The 18,098-nt window shown below is 71.5% G+C and carries 13 protein-coding genes and 1 pseudogene; 7 read left to right on the forward strand and 7 right to left on the reverse strand.

Annotated elements, in window-relative coordinates:
• Positions 1–132 precede the first annotated feature (132 nt).
• From ABD299_RS20000 to ABD299_RS20025, 6 genes and pseudogenes are all read left to right on the forward strand, one after another.
• Positions 133–2,595, forward strand: a complete 2,463-nt coding sequence (locus ABD299_RS20000) for a hypothetical protein (protein ID WP_344264445.1) — start codon at positions 133–135, stop codon at positions 2,593–2,595.
• Positions 2,596–2,645: 50 nt separating this feature from the next.
• Positions 2,646–3,812 (forward strand): PE-PGRS family protein, encoded by a 1,167-nt coding sequence (locus tag ABD299_RS20005; RefSeq protein ID WP_344264448.1) that lies wholly within the window; start codon positions 2,646–2,648, stop codon positions 3,810–3,812.
• A 48-nt stretch (positions 3,813–3,860) separates the two neighbouring features.
• Positions 3,861–4,433, forward strand: coding sequence for a Pycsar system effector family protein (locus ABD299_RS20010; RefSeq protein ID WP_344264451.1), 573 nt, complete (start codon positions 3,861–3,863; stop codon positions 4,431–4,433).
• Positions 4,434–5,057: 624 nt separating this feature from the next.
• Positions 5,058–6,224 carry a M48 family metalloprotease gene (locus ABD299_RS20015; protein ID WP_344264454.1) on the forward strand — a complete coding sequence of 389 codons (1,167 nt, stop codon included), beginning with the start codon at positions 5,058–5,060 and terminating at the stop codon, positions 6,222–6,224.
• Between the two features lie 254 nt (positions 6,225–6,478).
• Positions 6,479–6,940, forward strand: a pseudogene (locus ABD299_RS25245) (alpha/beta hydrolase); the annotation flags it as partial.
• Positions 6,941–7,160: 220 nt separating this feature from the next.
• Positions 7,161–7,349, forward strand: coding sequence for a hypothetical protein (locus ABD299_RS20025; RefSeq protein WP_344264459.1), 189 nt, complete (start codon positions 7,161–7,163; stop codon positions 7,347–7,349).
• Positions 7,350–7,482: 133 nt separating this feature from the next.
• On the opposite strand, the gene ABD299_RS20030 is transcribed toward ABD299_RS20025, so the two are convergent.
• The gene (locus ABD299_RS20030; RefSeq protein WP_344264462.1) at positions 7,483–8,019 is read right to left on the reverse strand and encodes a hypothetical protein; all 537 of its coding nucleotides are present in this window, start codon (positions 8,017–8,019) and stop codon (positions 7,483–7,485) included.
• A 615-nt stretch (positions 8,020–8,634) separates the two neighbouring features.
• On the opposite strand from ABD299_RS20030, the gene ABD299_RS20035 reads away from it, so the two are divergent.
• Positions 8,635–9,441 (forward strand): SAVMC3_10250 family protein, encoded by an 807-nt coding sequence (locus ABD299_RS20035; protein WP_344264465.1) that lies wholly within the window; start codon positions 8,635–8,637, stop codon positions 9,439–9,441.
• Between the two features lie 23 nt (positions 9,442–9,464).
• Here ABD299_RS20035 and ABD299_RS20040 read toward each other — a convergent pair whose 3' ends face one another.
• From ABD299_RS20040 to ABD299_RS20065, 6 genes are all read right to left on the reverse strand, one after another.
• A complete protein-coding gene (locus tag ABD299_RS20040) occupies positions 9,465–9,920 on the reverse strand; it encodes a hypothetical protein (RefSeq protein WP_344264468.1) in 456 nt (151 codons plus the stop codon).
• Between the two features lie 171 nt (positions 9,921–10,091).
• A complete protein-coding gene (locus ABD299_RS20045) occupies positions 10,092–10,337 on the reverse strand; it encodes a hypothetical protein (protein WP_344264470.1) in 246 nt (81 codons plus the stop codon).
• Positions 10,338–10,405: 68 nt separating this feature from the next.
• Positions 10,406–11,527 (reverse strand): hypothetical protein, encoded by a 1,122-nt coding sequence (locus tag ABD299_RS20050; RefSeq protein ID WP_344264473.1) that lies wholly within the window; start codon positions 11,525–11,527, stop codon positions 10,406–10,408.
• A gap of 56 nt (positions 11,528–11,583) precedes the next feature.
• Positions 11,584–13,644: a methyltransferase, FxLD system gene (gene fxlM / locus ABD299_RS20055; RefSeq protein ID WP_344264476.1), complete on the reverse strand. Its 2,061-nt coding sequence runs from the start codon at positions 13,642–13,644 to the stop codon at positions 11,584–11,586.
• 12 nt (positions 13,645–13,656) lie between these two features.
• The gene (locus ABD299_RS20060) at positions 13,657–14,934 is read right to left on the reverse strand and encodes a lanthionine synthetase C family protein (protein ID WP_344264479.1); all 1,278 of its coding nucleotides are present in this window, start codon (positions 14,932–14,934) and stop codon (positions 13,657–13,659) included.
• The gene (locus tag ABD299_RS20065; RefSeq protein WP_344264482.1) at positions 14,931–18,038 is read right to left on the reverse strand and encodes a lantibiotic dehydratase; all 3,108 of its coding nucleotides are present in this window, start codon (positions 18,036–18,038) and stop codon (positions 14,931–14,933) included. The genes ABD299_RS20060 and ABD299_RS20065 overlap by 4 nt, the downstream gene beginning before the upstream one ends.
• Positions 18,039–18,098 lie beyond the last annotated feature (60 nt).

An 18,098-nucleotide genomic window follows, 5' to 3' on the forward strand; every position in this document is an offset into this window, starting at 1 on the left:
CTTCACCGGCGGCTCCCCGGACTTCGGCGACCACACCGTCCTCGGCGACCAGAACATCCTCGCCGGCGGGAAGGTCGAGGGCGGCTTCTTCATGGGCGGCAAGCACGTTGGGCCGGACGAGGAGAACGACCGGTGAGCGACGACCCCAGAGCTGCCCGCCCCCCGGCCCCCGGGCCGCGCACCCCCGGACCCGGTAACCCCGGACCCAGGAGCCCCGAGTTCCAGGGCCCCAGGCTGCGCGGCGGACCCGGACCGCAGGCAGCCGGCCCCGAGGCCCGCGCCCCGCGGACACCGCCCACCGCCGAGCCGCCCGCCGCGGACCGCCACGACACCCCGGACCCCGTACAGGAGGCGGCACCGCACCCGCCGTCCGCCCCGGCCGACGAGTCCGAACGCCCCCGGGACGCCTGGGCGGCGGCCCAGGAACTACGGGACCACCTCGGCGGGGCCTTCCAGCGCGGCGGAACCTACTTCACCGGCGGCTCCCCGGACTTCGGCGACCACACCGTTCTCGGCGACCGCAACGTCCTCGCCGGCGGCACGGTCGAGGGCGGCTACTTCACGGGCAACACGATCCACCAGTACGGAACCATGGCCACCCCCCAGCTCCAGGAGTCCGGCGAGATACCCGCCGGGGACCTGGACCGCCTGGCGCGCGTCTTCCACGCGGGGCCCGCCTTCGAGGAGGCCCTGCGGCAGCTGCTGGCCGACCGGGTGGTCGTACTGCGCGGCGGCCACGGCACCGGCCGGTACACCGCCGCACTGATGCTGCTGCGCCGGGCGGTGTCCGGACGCATCCGGGCCCTGGACCCCGAGTCCGGCCCCGCCACGCTCCTGAAGGACGCCGAGGACGCCGACGGCTACGTGCTGCGCGACCTGCCCACCCGGCGCAGCGACCCACTGCGCCAGTACCACCTGCTGCGCTGCGGGGAAAGGATGCGCAAGCAGGAGGCGTTCCTGGTCGTCACCGTCGAGTCGTCGGCGGAACTGCGCGGCGTGCGCCCGGTGACGTGGGAGCCGCCCACCCCCGCCGAGGTGTTCGCCGCACACCTCCGGGACCGACTGACCCCGGACCCGGAGGCCGGCGAGAACGCCCGGGAGGACACCGTGACCGGCCTGCTGGACGAGGAGCCGGTCCGGGAGTTCGTCTCCACCGGCCGCCCGGTGGGAGAGATCGCCGCCTTCGCCGTGCAGGTGGACCGCTACCACCACGGGGACATCGGCGCCGGGGAACTGCGCAGCTTCGGCGAGGAGACCGTCCGCGAACAGGTCCGCGAGTGGCTCAGCGCCTCCGCCCGGGACGAGGGCACCAACCTGTCTTTGCGGGAGAAGGGCTTCCTGATCGCGCTGTCCGTCTGCGACAAGGGGCCCTACCCGCTGACGGCCGAACTCGGCGACCTGCTGTGCCGGCGCATGCAGTCCGTGGAGAGCCCGGAGAAGGACCCCGGGCTGGAGATCTTCAGCACCTCCCTGGGGCAGCGGCTCGACCTGGCCCGCGCCACCAGCTACGCCGAGAGCGAGGAGACCCCCTGGGGTCCCGTGCTGCAGACCATGATCCGCTTTCGGGACACCCGGGCCGCCGGCCTGCTGATCCGCGAGGCGTGGGACGGGCACCCCGCCGTCCGTGCGCCGATGTCCGCCTGGCTGACCGATCTGGCGCGCCACGGCAACCCGTTCGTCCGCACCCGGGCCGGGGTCGCCGCCGCCGTCCTCGCCGACCAGGACCTGTCCTCGGCCATGCACGGGCTGCTGGCCGACTGGGCCTCCGGCAGCGACTACCGGCTGTCCCTCCAGGCGGCCAACGCGCTGGCCCTGACCGCCTCCGCCGGCACCCCCGGCGTCCGCCGCATCCTGCGCCAGTGGATCCTCGACGAGCACCCGCGCCGCCGGTGGACCGCCGTGCGGGCCTACGCGCTGGTCGGGACCCACTTCCCCGAGGAGACCCTGGACGCCCTGGAGGCCCGCGCCCGGGCCGGCGACCTGCCCGACATCACCGCTCTGGACGACCTGGAGGGCGGCTCCTCCACGCGCGAGGAGTTCCGCAGCCTGGTGGAGGCGGCCGAACTGCTGCTGCTGTCCGCCACCGGTGAGCAGGTGCCGGCGCGCCTCAACGAGTGGTGCCGGCACGACTCGGACAAGCTGCGGGTCCTGGCGTACTGCGCCCTGCTCAGCGCCGCCCGGCGGCGCGAGCGGCCGGAGGAGGACCCGGCCAGCCGGCCGCTGCTGCTGGCCCGGTACGACGAGGAGCCGCACGGCTCCCCCGTCCGCCGGGAACTGATCCGGCTGTGGCGGCACACCCTGTCGGACAGGACCGCCACCCGGTACCTGCAGGACCGGCTGCGCGAATGGATCCCGGCCGCCGGCCGCGACCCGCTCACCGAGGCGGCGCTGGCCCGGATGCTCGCCGCCCTGACCGTGACGCAGCCGGACCGGGACCGCCTCGGCTACCTGCTGCGCACCATGCCCGGCGAGGACGGCGGCCCGCCGCCCGAGGTGGCCGGGCGGCTGCTGCGGGTCCTGCTCCACGGCGGCGGGGATCCGCCCGGCGGGCGGCCGGAGCCCGGCGCCGCGACTGCGGCGGCCACCCATCCCTGACCACCGGCCCCCCGGCCGCACACCCACCCGCACGACAAGGAGCCACCCCCATGGCCGATTTCCGCTACGCGGCCGAATGGAATCAGCACGCCCGGCGCGGCAGCGACATCGTCGACCCGGTGCTGATCGTCCGCCAGCTGTCACGCTTCGAGTTCACCATGCGCAGGCCGACCAGCCAGATCGATCACGCGCTGGTCTTCTCCGACGGCCGCGGCAAGTACGCCGTGTACGTCCCCCCGCACCGCCCGACCCGCGCCGAGCTCGCCGCCGGACGCTACGTCTCGGTCCACGAGGTCGACACCGGTATCCACCACCTCACGCTGGACTTCCGGCTTCCCTCGGACGACGAGGCCTTCACCTTCGGCACCCAAGCGGAGCTCACCTGGCAGGTCACGGCGCCCGACCGGGTGGTGGACAGCGGGCTGCGCGACGTCCCGGCCATCCTGCGCCCGAAGCTGGAGCAGCGCATGCGGCGGGTCAGCCGCGGGTTCTCCATCGAGCACAGCCGGCAGGCCGAGGAGGCGGTGCAGGACGACATCAACGCACTGCAGCCGGCCGGCGAGTACGGGCTGCACGTGACCTGCGCGGTGCGGCTCGAACTGGACGACGCGGCCCGCGACCAGCGCACCCAGCTCCGGGACATCGGCTACCGGCACGACCTGCTGCGGCCCCAGTACGAACTGGAACAGGCCCGGGCCGGCTACCAGTACCAGCTGGACGCCCTCCAGGCGCAGCAGGAACAGCAACTGCTGGCCCAGAAGGCCGAGTTCTACCGCTACTACCTGGAGCACGGAGGGGTGCTGCAGTGGGCGCTGCAGCTGGCCCAGCGCCCGGAGGACCTGCCGAACGCCTCGCACGGGCTGCGCGAGGACCAGAAGGCGGCCATCACCGGACAGCTCGACCTGCTGCGGCAGGTCGCCGACACCGGCCGCTTCGAGGACTACCAGCTGGAGGACGCCACCCGGCAGACGCTGCGCCGGATCCACGACCACTTCGCCGGACCGGCACAGCCGCCCGCACAGCTCCCGGCCGCCGGACCGGACACCGCGCCGCCGCCGTACCCGGCCGCCGCACCCCCCGCACCCGGTGTCCCCCCGGTCCCGCCCGCACCGCCCGCACCCCAGGCGCCGCCGGGGGCCCCCGATCCGCGGACCGTCGATCCACGGACGGCCGCCTATCCGCCCCCGCCCCCCGCGGGCGGCCCCGAACCCGAGTGAGCCCCCGCCCCGGCACCGGGCGACGACCGACGTGAGGAGCAGAACGCCATGACCGCGGACACCGGACCGGCCGCCGCCCCCGCCGCGCCCGGGACACCCGACGACGCCCCCGCCCTACGGGCCGGGCAGCGCCCCGCACCCCCCACGGGCGACCGGCTGCTCGCCGAGCTGCGGGCGGAGATCGGTCGCGCCGACAACAAGGCGGCCGTCCTGATCGCCGCCCTCGGCCTGATCAGCGGACTCTTCGGCAAGCTGGTCGCGGACCTCGGCCGGTCCGCGTCCGCGCTGCCTGCCGGCGGACGGGTCCTCCTGTGGGCGGGAGCCCTCTCCCTCGTGGTCTCCCTGGCCGCGCTGCTGCTCGCCATCCTCCCCCGCTACCGGCTCGGGGACTGGGAACCGGGCATGCCGCTGACGTACTTCGGCGACATCCGCCGGGCCGCCGGCCAGGGGCTGCTCGCCGAGTCGCTCGCGCGCACCGAACAGGCCCCGCAGCACGGCCTGGTGGCCGCTCTCGACGCCAACAGCCGCATCGTCGCCCTCAAGCTCCGCTGGGTGCGCGTCGGTCTGAGCGCCTTCGCCGCGGGGGTGGTGCTGCTCCCCGGCGCCCTGCTCACGGCCTGACCCCCGCCGCCCGCCCAGGCTCCACGCTCCTCCACCCGGCCCCGCGCCCCGCACACGAGGCACCACCGCACCGACCGGCGGAGCCGTACGGTTCCGCTTCCGACAGGAGAGATCATGGACAACACTCCTCCGCCTTCACCGGACACACCACCGGAGCAGACGCGGGACCGGACGCGGGAGCAGACGGCGGGCCGGGAACCACGGCCCGCCGAACAGCCGCAACCCGCCACACGGCCGCCGGCACCGGCACCGGCACCGGCACCGGGGACGCCTCCGGTGCACCCGAGCGACCTGCTCACGCCTTCCGCCGCGCCCGCTCTTCCCGACCCCCGGATCCCGGCGTCCTCGCCTTCGTCCTCCCCCGTGCCGCCGCCTCCGCCGTATCCCGGGGCGGGCACCCCGTCCCACTCCGGCCCCGGCGCCCCGCCGTACCCCGGGGCGGAAGTCCCCCGGCAGTACCCGGGCCCCGGGGCATCGGCCCCGCCCTCCCCGGCCGGCGGCCCCCCGCCGTACCCGGGCACCGGCGCGCCCGCGGGGGCGCTCCCCGGGGCGGTCGCCCCGCACGACGGCACGGCTGATGGCGCCCCGCCGTATCCCGGCAGCGCCACACCCGCCGCGCCCGCCATGTCCCCGGCACCGCAGGCACCCCCTGCGTATCCCGGGACGGCCGGGCCGGGGCTGCCCGCCACCGGCCAGGCGGCGCCCCCGGCGTACCCGGGCACCGGCGGCAGCCCTGTCCCGGAACCCCCCGGGCCGCAGCCGCACGACCCGCACCCCGGGCCGCAGGCACCGGCCCAGCCCTCACCGCCGTCCCCGCCACGGCAGTTCGACCCCTCCCGCGACCTGCTGCTGCACGACCGCGACCGCGACTACATCGCGGCCCGCCAGCGGGGCGCCGACGCCACCGCCATCGGCCAGCTCGGGCTGGTGCTGCTGCCCGGCCTGCTGTGCAGCCTGTTCGTCCTGGTACCGCTGACCGCCGTCTTCTTCCGGGACGCCTGGTGGGTGCCGGTCGTCCTCTGGCTCGCGGTGCCGGTGCTCCTGGTGTTCCACCGGCCCACCGAGCGGTGGTTCGCCCGCCGGATACTCGGCCTCCGGGTCCCCGACCGGGACGAGATGGCCTACCTGGCCCCCATCTGGCGGGAGGTGACCAAGCGCGCGGCAGTGGACCAGGCGAACTACGAGCTGTGGATCGAGAAGGGGGACGGGCTCAACGCCTACGCCGCGGCCGGGCACATCGTGGCCGTCACCGAGTACTCGATGCGGCAGTTGCCACCCGGTCAGCTCGCCGGGATCCTGGCCCACGAACTCGGCCATCACATCGGCGGCCACACCTGGATCGGCCTGATGACCACCTGGTACATGCAGCCGGCCCGGATCACGTACGCCGTCATGCGGGCGATCCTTCGGGGCATCGCCCGGGTCGTGATCGTCACCCGGGGACTGTTCGGGGTGCCTCTGCTGTTCGTCGCCCTGTTCGTGGTGATGATGGCCTGGTGGCTGTTCCTGCCGGTCGTGGCAGGGCCGTATCTGATGGCGTGGCTGGGCCGCAAGGGTGAGCTGCGCGCGGACCGCAAGGCCGCCGAACTGGGCTTCGCCCCGACGCTGGTCGCGGTGTTCCGGCAGTTCGAGATGGAGGAGCGGCAGGCGTCCGGGGCCGGGCCGGAGGCCGAGCAGCAGCGCACCGGGCGGGGCGAGCGCCTGCTGATGAGCCATCCCGAGCCGGAAGTCCGCATCCGGGAGCTGGAGAAGTACCTGCACCCCGGGCCCGCCGCGTCCCCTGCCGGCTGACCCCGCCCGCCGCGGCGCGCGTTCGGAGCGCGCGCCGGCACAGAACCACCGCCGGGGCAGCTGAGAGGGGGGTTGCCCCGGCGGTCGGCATCACCACTCGCCCCGGGCGCCCGCGCCCGCGCCCGGTGAAGAGCTCCCGGATATCGGCAATATCGCCGGTTTCCGGGAGAATTGCTGGCAAGAGGGAGAGAGCGTGTGTCAGGGTTCTCGACCACGACGCACTGCATTCCCCCCTCGAATCCATGGAGTGTCCCATGCGATTGCGCAGTACGATTCTCGGCGTTCTGGTGGCCGTCGGCGTGCTCACCGCGACGACCGCTGTCGCGGCCGGTTCACCGGCCGCAGACCATTCCGCACCGGCAGCCGGTTCCGTCTCGGCCACGGGCGGAACCGGCCCCTACCCGGCCGGCTACGAGACCACTGTGAGGCTCCGGAACCACACCGTCTACCGCCCCGACACCCTGCCCACGGACGTCCGGCTGCCCATCGTGGTCTGGGGCAACGGGGCCTGCCGCGCGGACGGCACCTGGTTCCGGAACATCCTCACCGAATTCGCCTCGCACGGCTATCTGGTGATCGCCAACGGCCGGCCCGGCGGTTCCGGGTCCACGTCCTCCGACATGCTGATCGAGGCCATGGACTGGGCCATTGCGGAGAACTCCCGGCCGCTGAGCGAATACCGCGGGAAAATCGACACCACGAAGATCGCCGTCATGGGCCAGTCCTGCGGCGGAATCGAAACCATAGAGGTGGCCGACGACCCGCGGATCACCACCACCGTCATCTGGAACAGCGGCCTGCTCCGCCAGACCCAGAAGCCTCTCCTGCGGCGGCTGCACGCACCGATCGCCTACTTCATCGGCGGCCCCTCCGACATCGCCTACCGCAACGCGATGGACGACTGGGAGCCGGCTGCCGGCCGGCCTGCCCGCCTTCATGGGCAACCTCGACGTCGGTCACTACGGCACCTTCCCCGAGCCGAACGGCGGCGAGTTCGGCCGGGTCGGCGTGCACTGGCTGCAGTGGCAGCTGCGCGGCGACCCGGCGAGCGGTGCGCAGTTCACCGGCCCCGACTGCGGGCTGTGCGGCACCGACTGGGACGTCCGGCAGAAGAACTTCGGCTGACGCCGGCAGGAGCATCACCGTCCGCAGGACGCGGCCCGCCCCTCACCACCGGGCGGGCCGCGTCGCGCCGCGCCGTTCACCCGACGGCGACCGGGCCCTCGAACCGCGAGGAGCCCGGCGCTTCAGGGCCCGGTCAGTGCTCCTCCGCGCCGTACAGAGCCTCGCTGATCAGGCGGACGGCGAAGTCCGGGTCGTCGGTCATGCGGTTGATGTGCTCCGCGAGCAGGAAGGCGGTGACCTCCAGGGGGGTCATCTCCGCCTCCGTCCAGTACCCGTACTGCTTGCGCCACAGGTTGGGGCTCAGGTCGTTGGCCGCCGCGATGACCAGGCCGGCCATGGTGGGGATGGCCTCGGGGCTGACGCTCTTGGGCATCATGCGCATCGTGGCCACGAGGTTGGGCACGACGTACTCGATGACGTCCTTGCCATGATCCTCGTGGGCCTTCCTGAGCCAGGTCATGAACGTGAAGATGAGCGTGCACGTGCCCTCCAGCACGTCCTCGGCTCCGTCGGGGCCCAGTGACGCGATGAACTGGTCGACCAGCGCCTGCTGTTCGGCGTCGTTCCCGGTGCCGCCGTCGCGGATGCCCTTGAGCCGGGAGTCGACCATCATCAGCGCCGCTCCCACGTCACCGACGGGAGAATGCTGCGGGTCGTAGAGCGATGACACAGGACTCCTCCTCCATGAATGCCACGAGCGACGCGGCGTACACACAGAGTAGACAGCCGGGGGTAGCCAAGTGGGCGGTTCGTCACCCTTGCGGCGACAAGACAGCGGACAGCCGCACAAAGGGGCGCGCACCAGCACCACGAGCGCGGGCCTTCGCACACGACGAAGCCTCCGCACACGACAAACGGGCCCCTCGACGATCAAGGGGCCCGCGAATCGGGATGCGCGCGCTCGGCAGGATTCGAACCTGCAACCTTCTGGTTCATAGACCATGACCCCCAGACCTCTGACCTAGGGATTCATGCTCTCTTCGCAGCTCAGCGGATGGTTAGCAATAGCTACGACCAAGTACGGGGAAGGTACTCCGGGAGCGCGTTCACCCATCTTTCTCCCACCGGTCTCCCGCACCGAGCCACGCGGGGGCGGCTCGGATCGCATCTCCCTCCGACGCGTGCAGTCGGCGATCCTGGCTCTCTCGGTCACCGATCAGGTGAGCGAAAGCGACGATGGCTGGAAACAATCGACCGGAGCGCAGCATGAGAGAGCTGCGCATGAGACGACATCCCTGTGGGGAGCCCCCTTGCAGTCGTCACAAGCAATGCATGGAGGACTACTGTGCGCGAACTGCTGTACCTGTCCCAGCCCAAGCTCGATGCGTTCATGCCACGTGGCGGGAACATCGCTCTCCAAGCCGCGGAGCTTGGCGTCGATGTCGCCGTCATCAACGCTCGACTCGAAGCAGGAACATCTGATGACAACGGACACGACCTCCGGGCACGCTTCCACAAAGTTCTCAAGCACATCGACCGCCAGGCAGGAGACATCCACGACCGGCACCTTGCACCGGGCGATTGGCTGCGCTTCGACCTCCGCATGGGGTACGGGACTGCCCACGAAGACAGCGCTCTCCCGAACGTGAAGGACGATGTCGTACTTTTCGGCGGCGCGGCTCCGCAAACAGACTCAGACCGGCCGGTCGAAGTCCTGCTCTGCGGTTCGGCGTGTCACTTGATGGACCGGTGCGCCCCGGCCGGCGGCGGGGCCGGCAACAGCCGCATGGGGTCAGGAACCCGATGGATGTACGAGATGATCCATTTGCTCAACACCTGCGACGAGCGGGGTGACAGCCACCTTCTACGAGAGGTAGTGGCCCCAGAACACCGTGACTGGTCGATCAATGACCCCGAGCAGGTGGGGCACTGGGTGTACCGAGTAATTGACCGCCACCACCCACGCCACCAACGTCAGCGCCTCGCCGGGCTGGCACGAGTGGTCATGCATCTCGACGACACGCGCTGGATGAGCCGCCTGATCGTGGCCACACCCCTGTACGTCGAGTACGGCAGCTTCACCCCGATCCGCAGCTGGCACCGCCGATGGGGAAACCGTCGCCCCTTGCAATCAACTGTCGCAGCCAGTTGAGCGACGCCAATTGAGGGCCGCACTCAGCCGTCGGGACAGAAGTAGTCATAGGCGAATCCCTTGGGAAAAGGCTTGAAGTCCCAGCTGCCGATATTCTGACGACTCCAATAAGCAACTCCGCCGAGACTCGGAGCAGATACGTACACCCCCGTAATAAACCTCTTCATCCTCCTGGGTGTGAGCTGCCAGGTGAGAATATCTTGACGGGCAGCACTGAGGAAATCCATCTCGGGAACGAGAAATACCTCCCGGCCTTGGATCTGCGGGGACCGAAATCTCTCCATCTTCTTCTTGATGTCACTCGACCTCGTGCCATCCCCGTTAACCAGAGACGTGATGGTGTCAGTGAACAGACCCGACGGGCTGGTGTATCCCCACATCGTCGCCATCTCAACTTGCTTTGTCTCCCCGCAATCCTCCCACGCGAAGAAATGCCAATCATTCCAAAGGAATCCCGCAGGGAGCAGAGGAGAGTTCATCTGTACGAGGGAACACCGAAAGCCGCGACCCGGGGGGCACGTGTGTCCCATGCATCCTTCCAGCGCCTCAATCGTGCTCAAGCACTGCTGTCGGAGCTTCTCCGCACGGGCATACCGCTCCTGCCCATGGCGATCTCTATAAGCAAGCGGAACAAGAACCCGCCAGCTGTATTAACCTTTCCAGTCTTCAGTTCCGATTTTCTTGCCCGCCATGATGCGGCTTTCCTGCAATTTGCGATCGGTCACAATGCCGACATCGACAAGTCGATTGCCAACCAGTAGATCGAGGCGGCTATCGTTAGGGCCATCAATGTGGAAAACCTTGTGCGTCGGGCACCGATCGAAGAACCGCAGAGATTCGCCACGGTAGAACTGGAGGGCCGCTGCGGCGAAGAGTTCAGAAGATCGTGAATCCACGCTTCGAGGTTAGCGACCGTACGAGGACGCCGCAGGGTACTTTCCGGATCATCCCCTGAACGTGGTACTCAGCGCACCTTCTCCGGACGGCTTCTGTGCTTGTGCAGGGTGGCAGCCAGAGTCGTCTCGCTGAGGCGGGCTGATTCCAGAAGGTCTGCCTGTTGTTCGGTGGGCAGTGTTCCTCGGCCCAGTGCTGCGGCGTGAACGAGGTCCTGCAGCGCGCTCCGAGTGTCCGTGCCCGCCGTGGCGTTGCCACTTCGGTGGGTGAGGAGGTCGCGGGCGGTGTAGGCGTCTTGGGCTTCGAGGGCTTGGCGGGTGAGGGCGTCGGTGATGCGTGGGCGTGTGGCTGGGTCTGGTGTGAGGTCGAGGGCGCAGAGGCCGAGGCGAGTGCGGAAGGCGGAGTGATCGCGGCCGGGGTCGTCGAGGGCGAGGTAGCGATCGGCCATCTGGGTGGCGGCGGTGCCGGAGTCCTGGTCGGCGCGGGTCAGGCAGAGGGTTCGGAGGGTGGCGGCGACGGTGGTTTCCCAGGGGGCGGCGGTGTCGGAGGCGTCGAGGGTGGCCAGGGCGATCTCGTGGTCTCCGGTGGCGCTGTGCGCCAGGATGGCGATCTGGCGACCGTCGAGGAGTCGTTGGCCGATGGCGTTGTGCTGGTGGGCGTGGTGGAGGGCTTCGGTCCAGCGGCCGGCTTGGACGAGGGCACGGGTTCCGTCGGTGAGGAGGACCGTCCAGAGCCATCGGACGATCTCGCGGTGCTCGGCCGCGCTGGTAGTGAGTCGGGCGAAGGAGACGGTGGTGCCGCTGATCTCGGTTTCGGTGCGGGACTTCGCTGCAGCGAGGAGTTGCTCGAAGAGATGATAGGCAGCAGTGCCTTGGCCGTCGCGGGTCAGTAACCGGCCGATGTTGATCAGTGGTTGCAGTGCGAGCTTGGCGGTGTCCGCGTTGAAGGGCTGGGCCGCGAGGAAGAGCGTGACCTGCCGTATGCAGAGCTGGTGGGCGAGTTCGGGTTGTCCGGTGTCGCTGGCGGTCAGCGCGGCCAGATTGTGGGCCTGCGCGGCACGGAGCAGAGTCCTGTCGGTGGCGCGGGTCCGGATCTGGGCGAGGCGTGCGTCCAGCGGCGGGCACGGTGGCTTGCCTCGTGGGATGAGGGGGAAGCGCCGGGCGGCCAGCTCGCAGGGGTCCAGCATGTGCACGGGTCTGCCTCCTGTTCGGGCCGCCCGGCGGTTTCACCGGCAGCGGGTGGGCCGCGTCACCAGGTGAGGGTGAGCGTGGTCTGCGGTTTGTCGATGCGGATCGCGTCCGGCAGTTCGGCGCCCGGGGTGTCGGCGGGGTGGGCGGTGAGGGTGGGCTGGGCGGGGCGTTCCTTGTCCCAGCGGTGCAGCAGCGCGGTGGTACGGGTGGCGATCGCGGTGTGGTCGGGGCCGTGGACGATGAAGCCGAGTTCGTCGGTGTGGTCATTGACCGGGCGCAGGGTGAGGTAGGCGAGGGTGCCGGCGCCGTCGTGCAGCGCGGCGCCCGCCCACCGCAGGGCGGGGGTGGCCTGTCCGCTGTCGCGTGCGGCTCGTCCGACGGAGAGGCGGGCGAAGTGGGGCGTGTTGGTGGCGAGCCAGAGGTCGAGGTGTTCGACGGGATCGTGGTCGTCGATGGTGATGCCGGTCCACACCTCGTGCCCGGGGTGGGTCAGGGCCTGGCGGAGTGCGTCGGCGGCGTCGGCTTCGCCGGGGGTGAGGCTGAGGGTGATGTCGTCGGCCAGTTGTACGGAGTAGCTGGCGGTGTCGGAGGCGCCGCGGAGGGGGACGAAGCCGCAGACCTGGGCGGAGGCGCTGACCATGCGGTTGGCGGTTTCGCGGTCGAAAGCGATGGAGCGGGTCAGGCCGGATTCGTGGAGGCGTACGGGTACGGCCATGCGGCCGGTGGGGGTGAGCTGTTGCCACCACGCGGTGGGGATGTCCCAGGCTCCGGCGGTGACGATGATCCTGTCGTACGGGGCTCGGTCCGGGTGGCCGAAGGCGCCGTCCGCGCACACCACTTCCACCTGGTCGTATCCGGCGGCGGCCAGGGCGGTACGGGCGCCTTCGGCGAGGTCGTCGTCAATCTCGATGGTGACCACGGTGCCGGTGGGTCCGACGAGTTCGGCGAGGAGGGCGGCGTTGATACCGGTGGCCGCGCCGACCTCCAGCACGCGGTGGCCGGGGCGGACGTCGAGCTGTTCGAGCATGGCGGCGACCATGTTCGGGTGGCTGGCGGAGGAGAGCGCACTGCCGTCCTCGGCTCGTTTGGTCACCACGACCTGGGGCGCGTAGGCGGTTTCCGGGTCCACGCCGGGCAGGAAGAGGTGGCGCGGGACGCGCTGGAAGGCCGCTTCGACCGCCGGGGTGTGGAAGGTGCCGCGCTTACGAATGTACTCCACGAGGCCGGTGCGCAGCTGCTCAAGGTTGGGGGTGTCGGTGATGTTCACCTCGGTCACCCTAGTGGCGCGCTCCGTGACGGACGGGATAGTTCGGCTCCTTGCCGGGGCGGGGTCGCGGTGGAAGACGGCGTGGGCGGCGGCCTGTGCCAGGAGCCCTTGCCGGGCGGCGGGAATCCCGGCCCGGTTGAAGGCGAACAGGAGAAGGTGGCTGAGCACGGCGCGCAGTCCACGGGTGAGGCGGCCCTTCTGGGCGAGGTCGGCCATCGTGGCGCCCGCGCTGTCGAAGGCGGCCAGCCATGTGGGCGCGCAGACGGTGCTGGTCGGGTGCGTGGTCAGCAGCCGGTGCAGGTTTTCGATCTCGGTGGTTGTGGGAGGCCGGTCCGTGGGGCGGTGTGCGGCGACCTTCGCCCAGATGTCGCCCTGTTCGTAGAAGTCCTGTCCGGCGCCGCGGAGCAGCGCGCAGGCAAGGAAGATTCCCAGTTCGCTGCGGTATCGGGCTCCTCGGTCGCGTAGGTGGTCCAGGAGGTGGTGGCTGTCGGCGTGGAAGAGGGTGTGGGCGATGTCGATGCTCTCTGGGCCGCCGAAGGCGTGTGCTTCGGGTTCGTAAAGGGTTTCGGCCCAGCGCTGGATGGAGCCGTCTGCCACGAGGTCCCGCATGATCTCCTCGAAGCAGGCGCGCGCCTCCTTCTCTCGGCCGGGGCTGTGCAGGTAGCGCACACGCCAGCTGGTGTCCTTGCGGATGAACCACCAGCCGGTGAGGAGCCCGGCGCGTTCGGCCGCTGCGAGCTGAGGGCCCAGATGGGCCACGGCGGCCTCTTCGGCTGCCTGCCAGGTCTGGCACCAGAAGGTCACCTGAAGCCAGGGCTGGCCGTCGCGTGGTGAGTTGTCCGAGTCGTTCATGGTGGCCGCCTCTTAGTTGATCAGCAGGCAGGTTTCCCACCCGCCGGTTCCGGTCGTTGCGAGGTGCAGGGCCGCCGCGATCCCCGCGCTGCCTTCGATGAGTCCGATGGGTTCGTCCGCTGGGGGTATCTCGGGGGCGCGGGCGAGGAGTTGGTGAAGCAGGTGTGGCAGGTGGTCGGCGAGGGTGTCGGTGCGGGCGTCGGCGGCGGCGTGCCAGGTGGTGGTGAAGACTCCGGCCCAGCCGTGGCACATGGCCGGGTCGGTGAGCCAGGCCAGCTGGCGCGGGTCGGCCAGGCAGTCGGCCAGGGCCTGCTCGGCCCGCTCCTGGCGGGCGCGGTCGCCGGTGGCAGCGCCGGCGAGTTGTAGTGCTCGTGCGATGCCCGGGGTCCCGTAGCACCAGGACGGGCGCCGGGGCTCGTCCTGGTGGCAGCGGCCAGTACGGAGTTCGGCAAGCCCTACGCGTTCGGGCCACCACGCTCCGCCGGGCCCGTGCTGCCTCCAGGTCTCCAGCCAGGTGGCAATCCGGTCGATGGCCTCTCGGTGTCCGGAGACCGTGACGCCCGCGCGGGCGGCCAGGCCGAGCAGGGCGAGCGGGCCGGTGATCCCATGGGCCATACCGAGGTCGATGTGTCCGCTCTCGGTGGCGTCCGGGGCCGTTCCGGAGGGGGTGTCGCTGGTCCACCAGCCGGGCGCGTCGCCGCCGGGCTCATCGCGGGCGGGGACCGGCTGGGTGAGACGTACGAGGTACTCCAGGATCTGCCGCAGCTGAGGGCTGCCTGGGGTGTGTTTCAGCTGGTAGGCGCCCAGGCCAGTGAGTCCGCGTACCAGGTCGTACTCGCTGAGCGCGGGGCGCGCTGCGGCGTCGATCCGGGCGTGGACGGCGGCCAGCCGGGTGCGGACGAGGGTGGTTACGGCTTCGTCAAGTTGTCGGACCGCCGGGCGGTAGTGGCTGGGGGCGGCTTCGCGGAGGGCGAAGGCGAGGGCGGTGGCTCCGTACCACAGGCCGGCGCCGTTCCCGGCGCTCAGCGGCTCTCGGGTGGCGGCGGCGAGCCAGCCGTGCACGACCTCGGGGCCGGTCAGCCCGGCGCGGGCACGTAGGCCGTGCAGGATGGCGACACCCGCGGCGCCCTTGGACAGTGACTGTCCGCGCCATCGCGGGCTGGCGGGGCCGCGGTCCTCGCTGGGGTCCAGATGCGGGGGTTGGCGCAGGGCCTCGGCGATGCGGGTGGAGGTGGCGGCGGCCCGCTTCGTCAGGTGCTCGGGGAGGGCGACGGCAGCGGGGCGGGTCATCGTTCACCGCCGCGCGGGGTGTTGCTGCGGGCGGACCAGGCGAGAGCCACGGCGCGCGCCACGCGGTCGGTGATCCGTTCACCGTCGGCGTCGATGCCGACCGCTCGGATGTGGTGCATGTGCAGCAGGGAGACCAGGACCGTTTCCGGTGCCGGCGCGTCTGGGGTCCGGGCCAGGCTGGCGGCGTAGCGGGCGGCTGCTCGGTGGCGGTTCTGCCAGGCTTCGGCGATCAGCTCGCCTTCTGCGACGCTGCGGAGGGCGGTGTAGTCGTCGGCGGGATCGGCCAGGTGGATGGCCTGGCGCACCGCTTCTCGGGGCAGGGCTCCGACGGTGCGGCTGGGGCGGCGGTCCAGGAGCCAGCGCATGCCGACGGAGCGTCCGCCGGTCATGGCGGCGGCGAGGTTGATCATGCTGGCGGCGGTCAGCGCGCGAGGGTAGATGTCGCGCGCCGCGGCAAGGGCTCTGATCTGGGCGACGGCCGCCGCAGAGTCCGCGGTGAACAGCTCGTGTGCCGCGTCCATCGCCTCCCCGGGGCCGTACCGGGCGATCTCGGGCCGGTGCGTGCTCAGGTCCAGGTCCCCGGTCAGCCCGTGGCGGCGCAGCTCAGCCGCCCACGCGCCGAGTGCCGCGACGGCTGGTCCGTAGTGCTCGGGGTGAAGGTGGAAGCGCAGCCGCAGGTGGGAGCGCGGGTGGCGGTAGCGGATGAACCACCATGTCGGGTGCCCCAGTTCGGTCAGGAGCCGGGACAGGCGGCCGGTCAGGACCGCGTTGATGTGGGTGGGGTCCCCGTAGAGCTTGGCGAACAGCACCTGTCCGCCGGGGAGGACGCCATGCTCGGTACCGATCAACGGCGCGGCGGCGGTGGCGACCCGGGTCACTATGGCGGGCGCGGGCGCCGAGGGCCTGGCGGCGGCCAAGGGGACGACGATCTCGTGAGGGCGGCCATCCGACCAGCCGTGATCGGCGGGGGTCGGCGCCTCGGCGATCGTGACGCTCTCGGCGGACCGCGTGGCCTGGTCCAGGTGGGCGCGCAGGAGGTCCACGTCCATGGCTTCGTCCAGGTTCAGCCGGAGGAGGCGGTCCGCGTCCCCGACGCTCACCCACGCGGGCAAGCCGAGGCGGTCGCGGAGCAGGGCGACGGTCCGGGTCCACTCCTCGCGTGGCGCGCCGGGCGCGGGCAGAGCAGGGGCGTCGATCCGCCAGCGGGCGGGGCACAGCACGCTGCGGCGGTAGCGCACCCGAGGCAGGAATGGCAAGACCGAGGCGGCGCCCCAGGCGAACGGCGAGACCGCCGCGGTACCGGAGCGCGCGATGTCCACCAGCAGCCGGGCCACCGGCGGCCAGGCGCGGCGCGCCGCCGCGTTCACCACGACCGGCTCCACCACGCACTGCCGCGAGACCGACACCACGTAGAGCCGGTCGCCGTCCGTGGTGACGGCCAGATCGTCCAGACCGAGATCGTCATCAGCGGGCTCGCGGTGCTCGGCCAGGCTCAGTACGGTCGGCAGCAGCCGTGGGGCCCGCGCTACGTTCTCCAGCTTCGGGTATCGGGGCGGGAAGGACAGCTGGGCGGCGAGGGCGCCGTCCACCGTTGTCGGCAGCCGGCCGTACTGGTCGGCCATGCGCTGCTGGTCCCCTGCGGGCAGCAGGTCCACGAATCTCCCCGACAGCGCCAGGCCGCTGCGGCTGACTCCCCGTACCGCCAGCCTGAACGCGCCGTGGTTCAGGTCCGCCACGGTGGACGCGTGGACCTCGGCGCATAGCTCCACATGGGGTGCCGGGCGCGGCCGGACCGGGGCATGGACGGTCAGCTGATCAAGGAATCCCTCGCTCAGCTCGACCTCCCGCGCTCCGTCCAGAGCCGCCTGCTGGGCGAGGGCGAGCAGCCGTTCATCACGGTGCGACAGTCGCGGATCGAGGCCCGTCCGGTCCTCGTCATCGGCGTAGTGCGGCGGAAACCCGAGCCCGTGGGTGGGGTCGATCAGTTCATCAATCCGAACCAGTGCGCCGACTCCGTAGCGTTCGACGAAGCGGGTGTGGAAGTCGCGGAGGCGAGGGTCGCCCGCCGGGTGCGGGGTGGCCCGCGCCAGCGCGTCGGCGGCGCCTGCGGCCTCGTCGGCCACAGCCTGCGGAAGCGTCATCGAGCCGTCGATCCGCAGGTCAACCATCATCGGCTGCTCGACCACGCCGGACAGCGCCCGCATGCGTCGGCGGACCGGCTTCTCCTCCCGGGCCTTGCCGATCAGCGCCAGCTCAGCGTGGATGCCGCGCAGTTCTTCGACCAGCGCGGAGACCTCCCCGATCCCGGCCGCGTCAATGGCGTCCAACCGCGCCAGGAGATGGGCGAGGCCGTCGCGGCTGGTGGCCGGTGGCCGCAGGCCGGAGATCAGCAGCCCGCAGGCGATCAGTTCGGCCAGCATCTTCTCCAGCCGCTCGGTGGACGCCTGGGGCAGTTCCGCCGACAGCTTCCCCAGAAGGTCACCGCCTCGCATCGGCGAACGGGCCAGCTCCACCACAGTTTCCACAGCCCTGCTACGGCGAACCGACACGACGGCGGAGGCGCCGCGTGCCGCCCGTGAGGCGTGGGGCGCCCAGGGAACCACCAACCGGTCACCGCGTACCGCCACCAGGCTGTTGACCTGAACCGGCAGCCGGCGCCGTACCTCGGCACACGACTCCAGCCGGGCGATCACCTCGGCTAACCACCGAGCGTCCGCCTTCGCCCGCAGCTGATCCGCGCGGCCGAGCGGCGCGGCGCACGCGGCGCCGAATCGGAGGGGCGCGACGCCGGCGAACGCGCCGAACGGGGTCGCCCGCCCGCGCATCCGCACCAGGTACCGCGCCACTGACGTGATCACGCGCCGCAGCTGAGCGGGAGGTAGATCACGACCGGCGAGGACATCAGCGACCCGCGACGCAAGCGCTGGGCTGGCGAAGCCGACCGCTTCTGCGACTTCCGCCCGCTCCCACGCCTGGACGAGCCAGCCACGCGCGGTCTCAGCCCGCGCGGGATCGTTGGCATCGGGCCAGGGCGAAGCAGGAGGCTGGCCGGAGCGCACGGTCGCGCGCACGAGAGCGGCATCAACGGCTCGGTACGACTGCATCAACAGCTCCTTGTCCCTGAACGGTCGGCCCCGACGGATTCGCCCGGGGGCCGTCCCGGC

The organism is Streptomyces sodiiphilus (assembly GCF_039529215.1).
GTDB lineage: Bacteria > Actinomycetota > Actinomycetes > Streptomycetales > Streptomycetaceae > Streptomyces > Streptomyces sodiiphilus.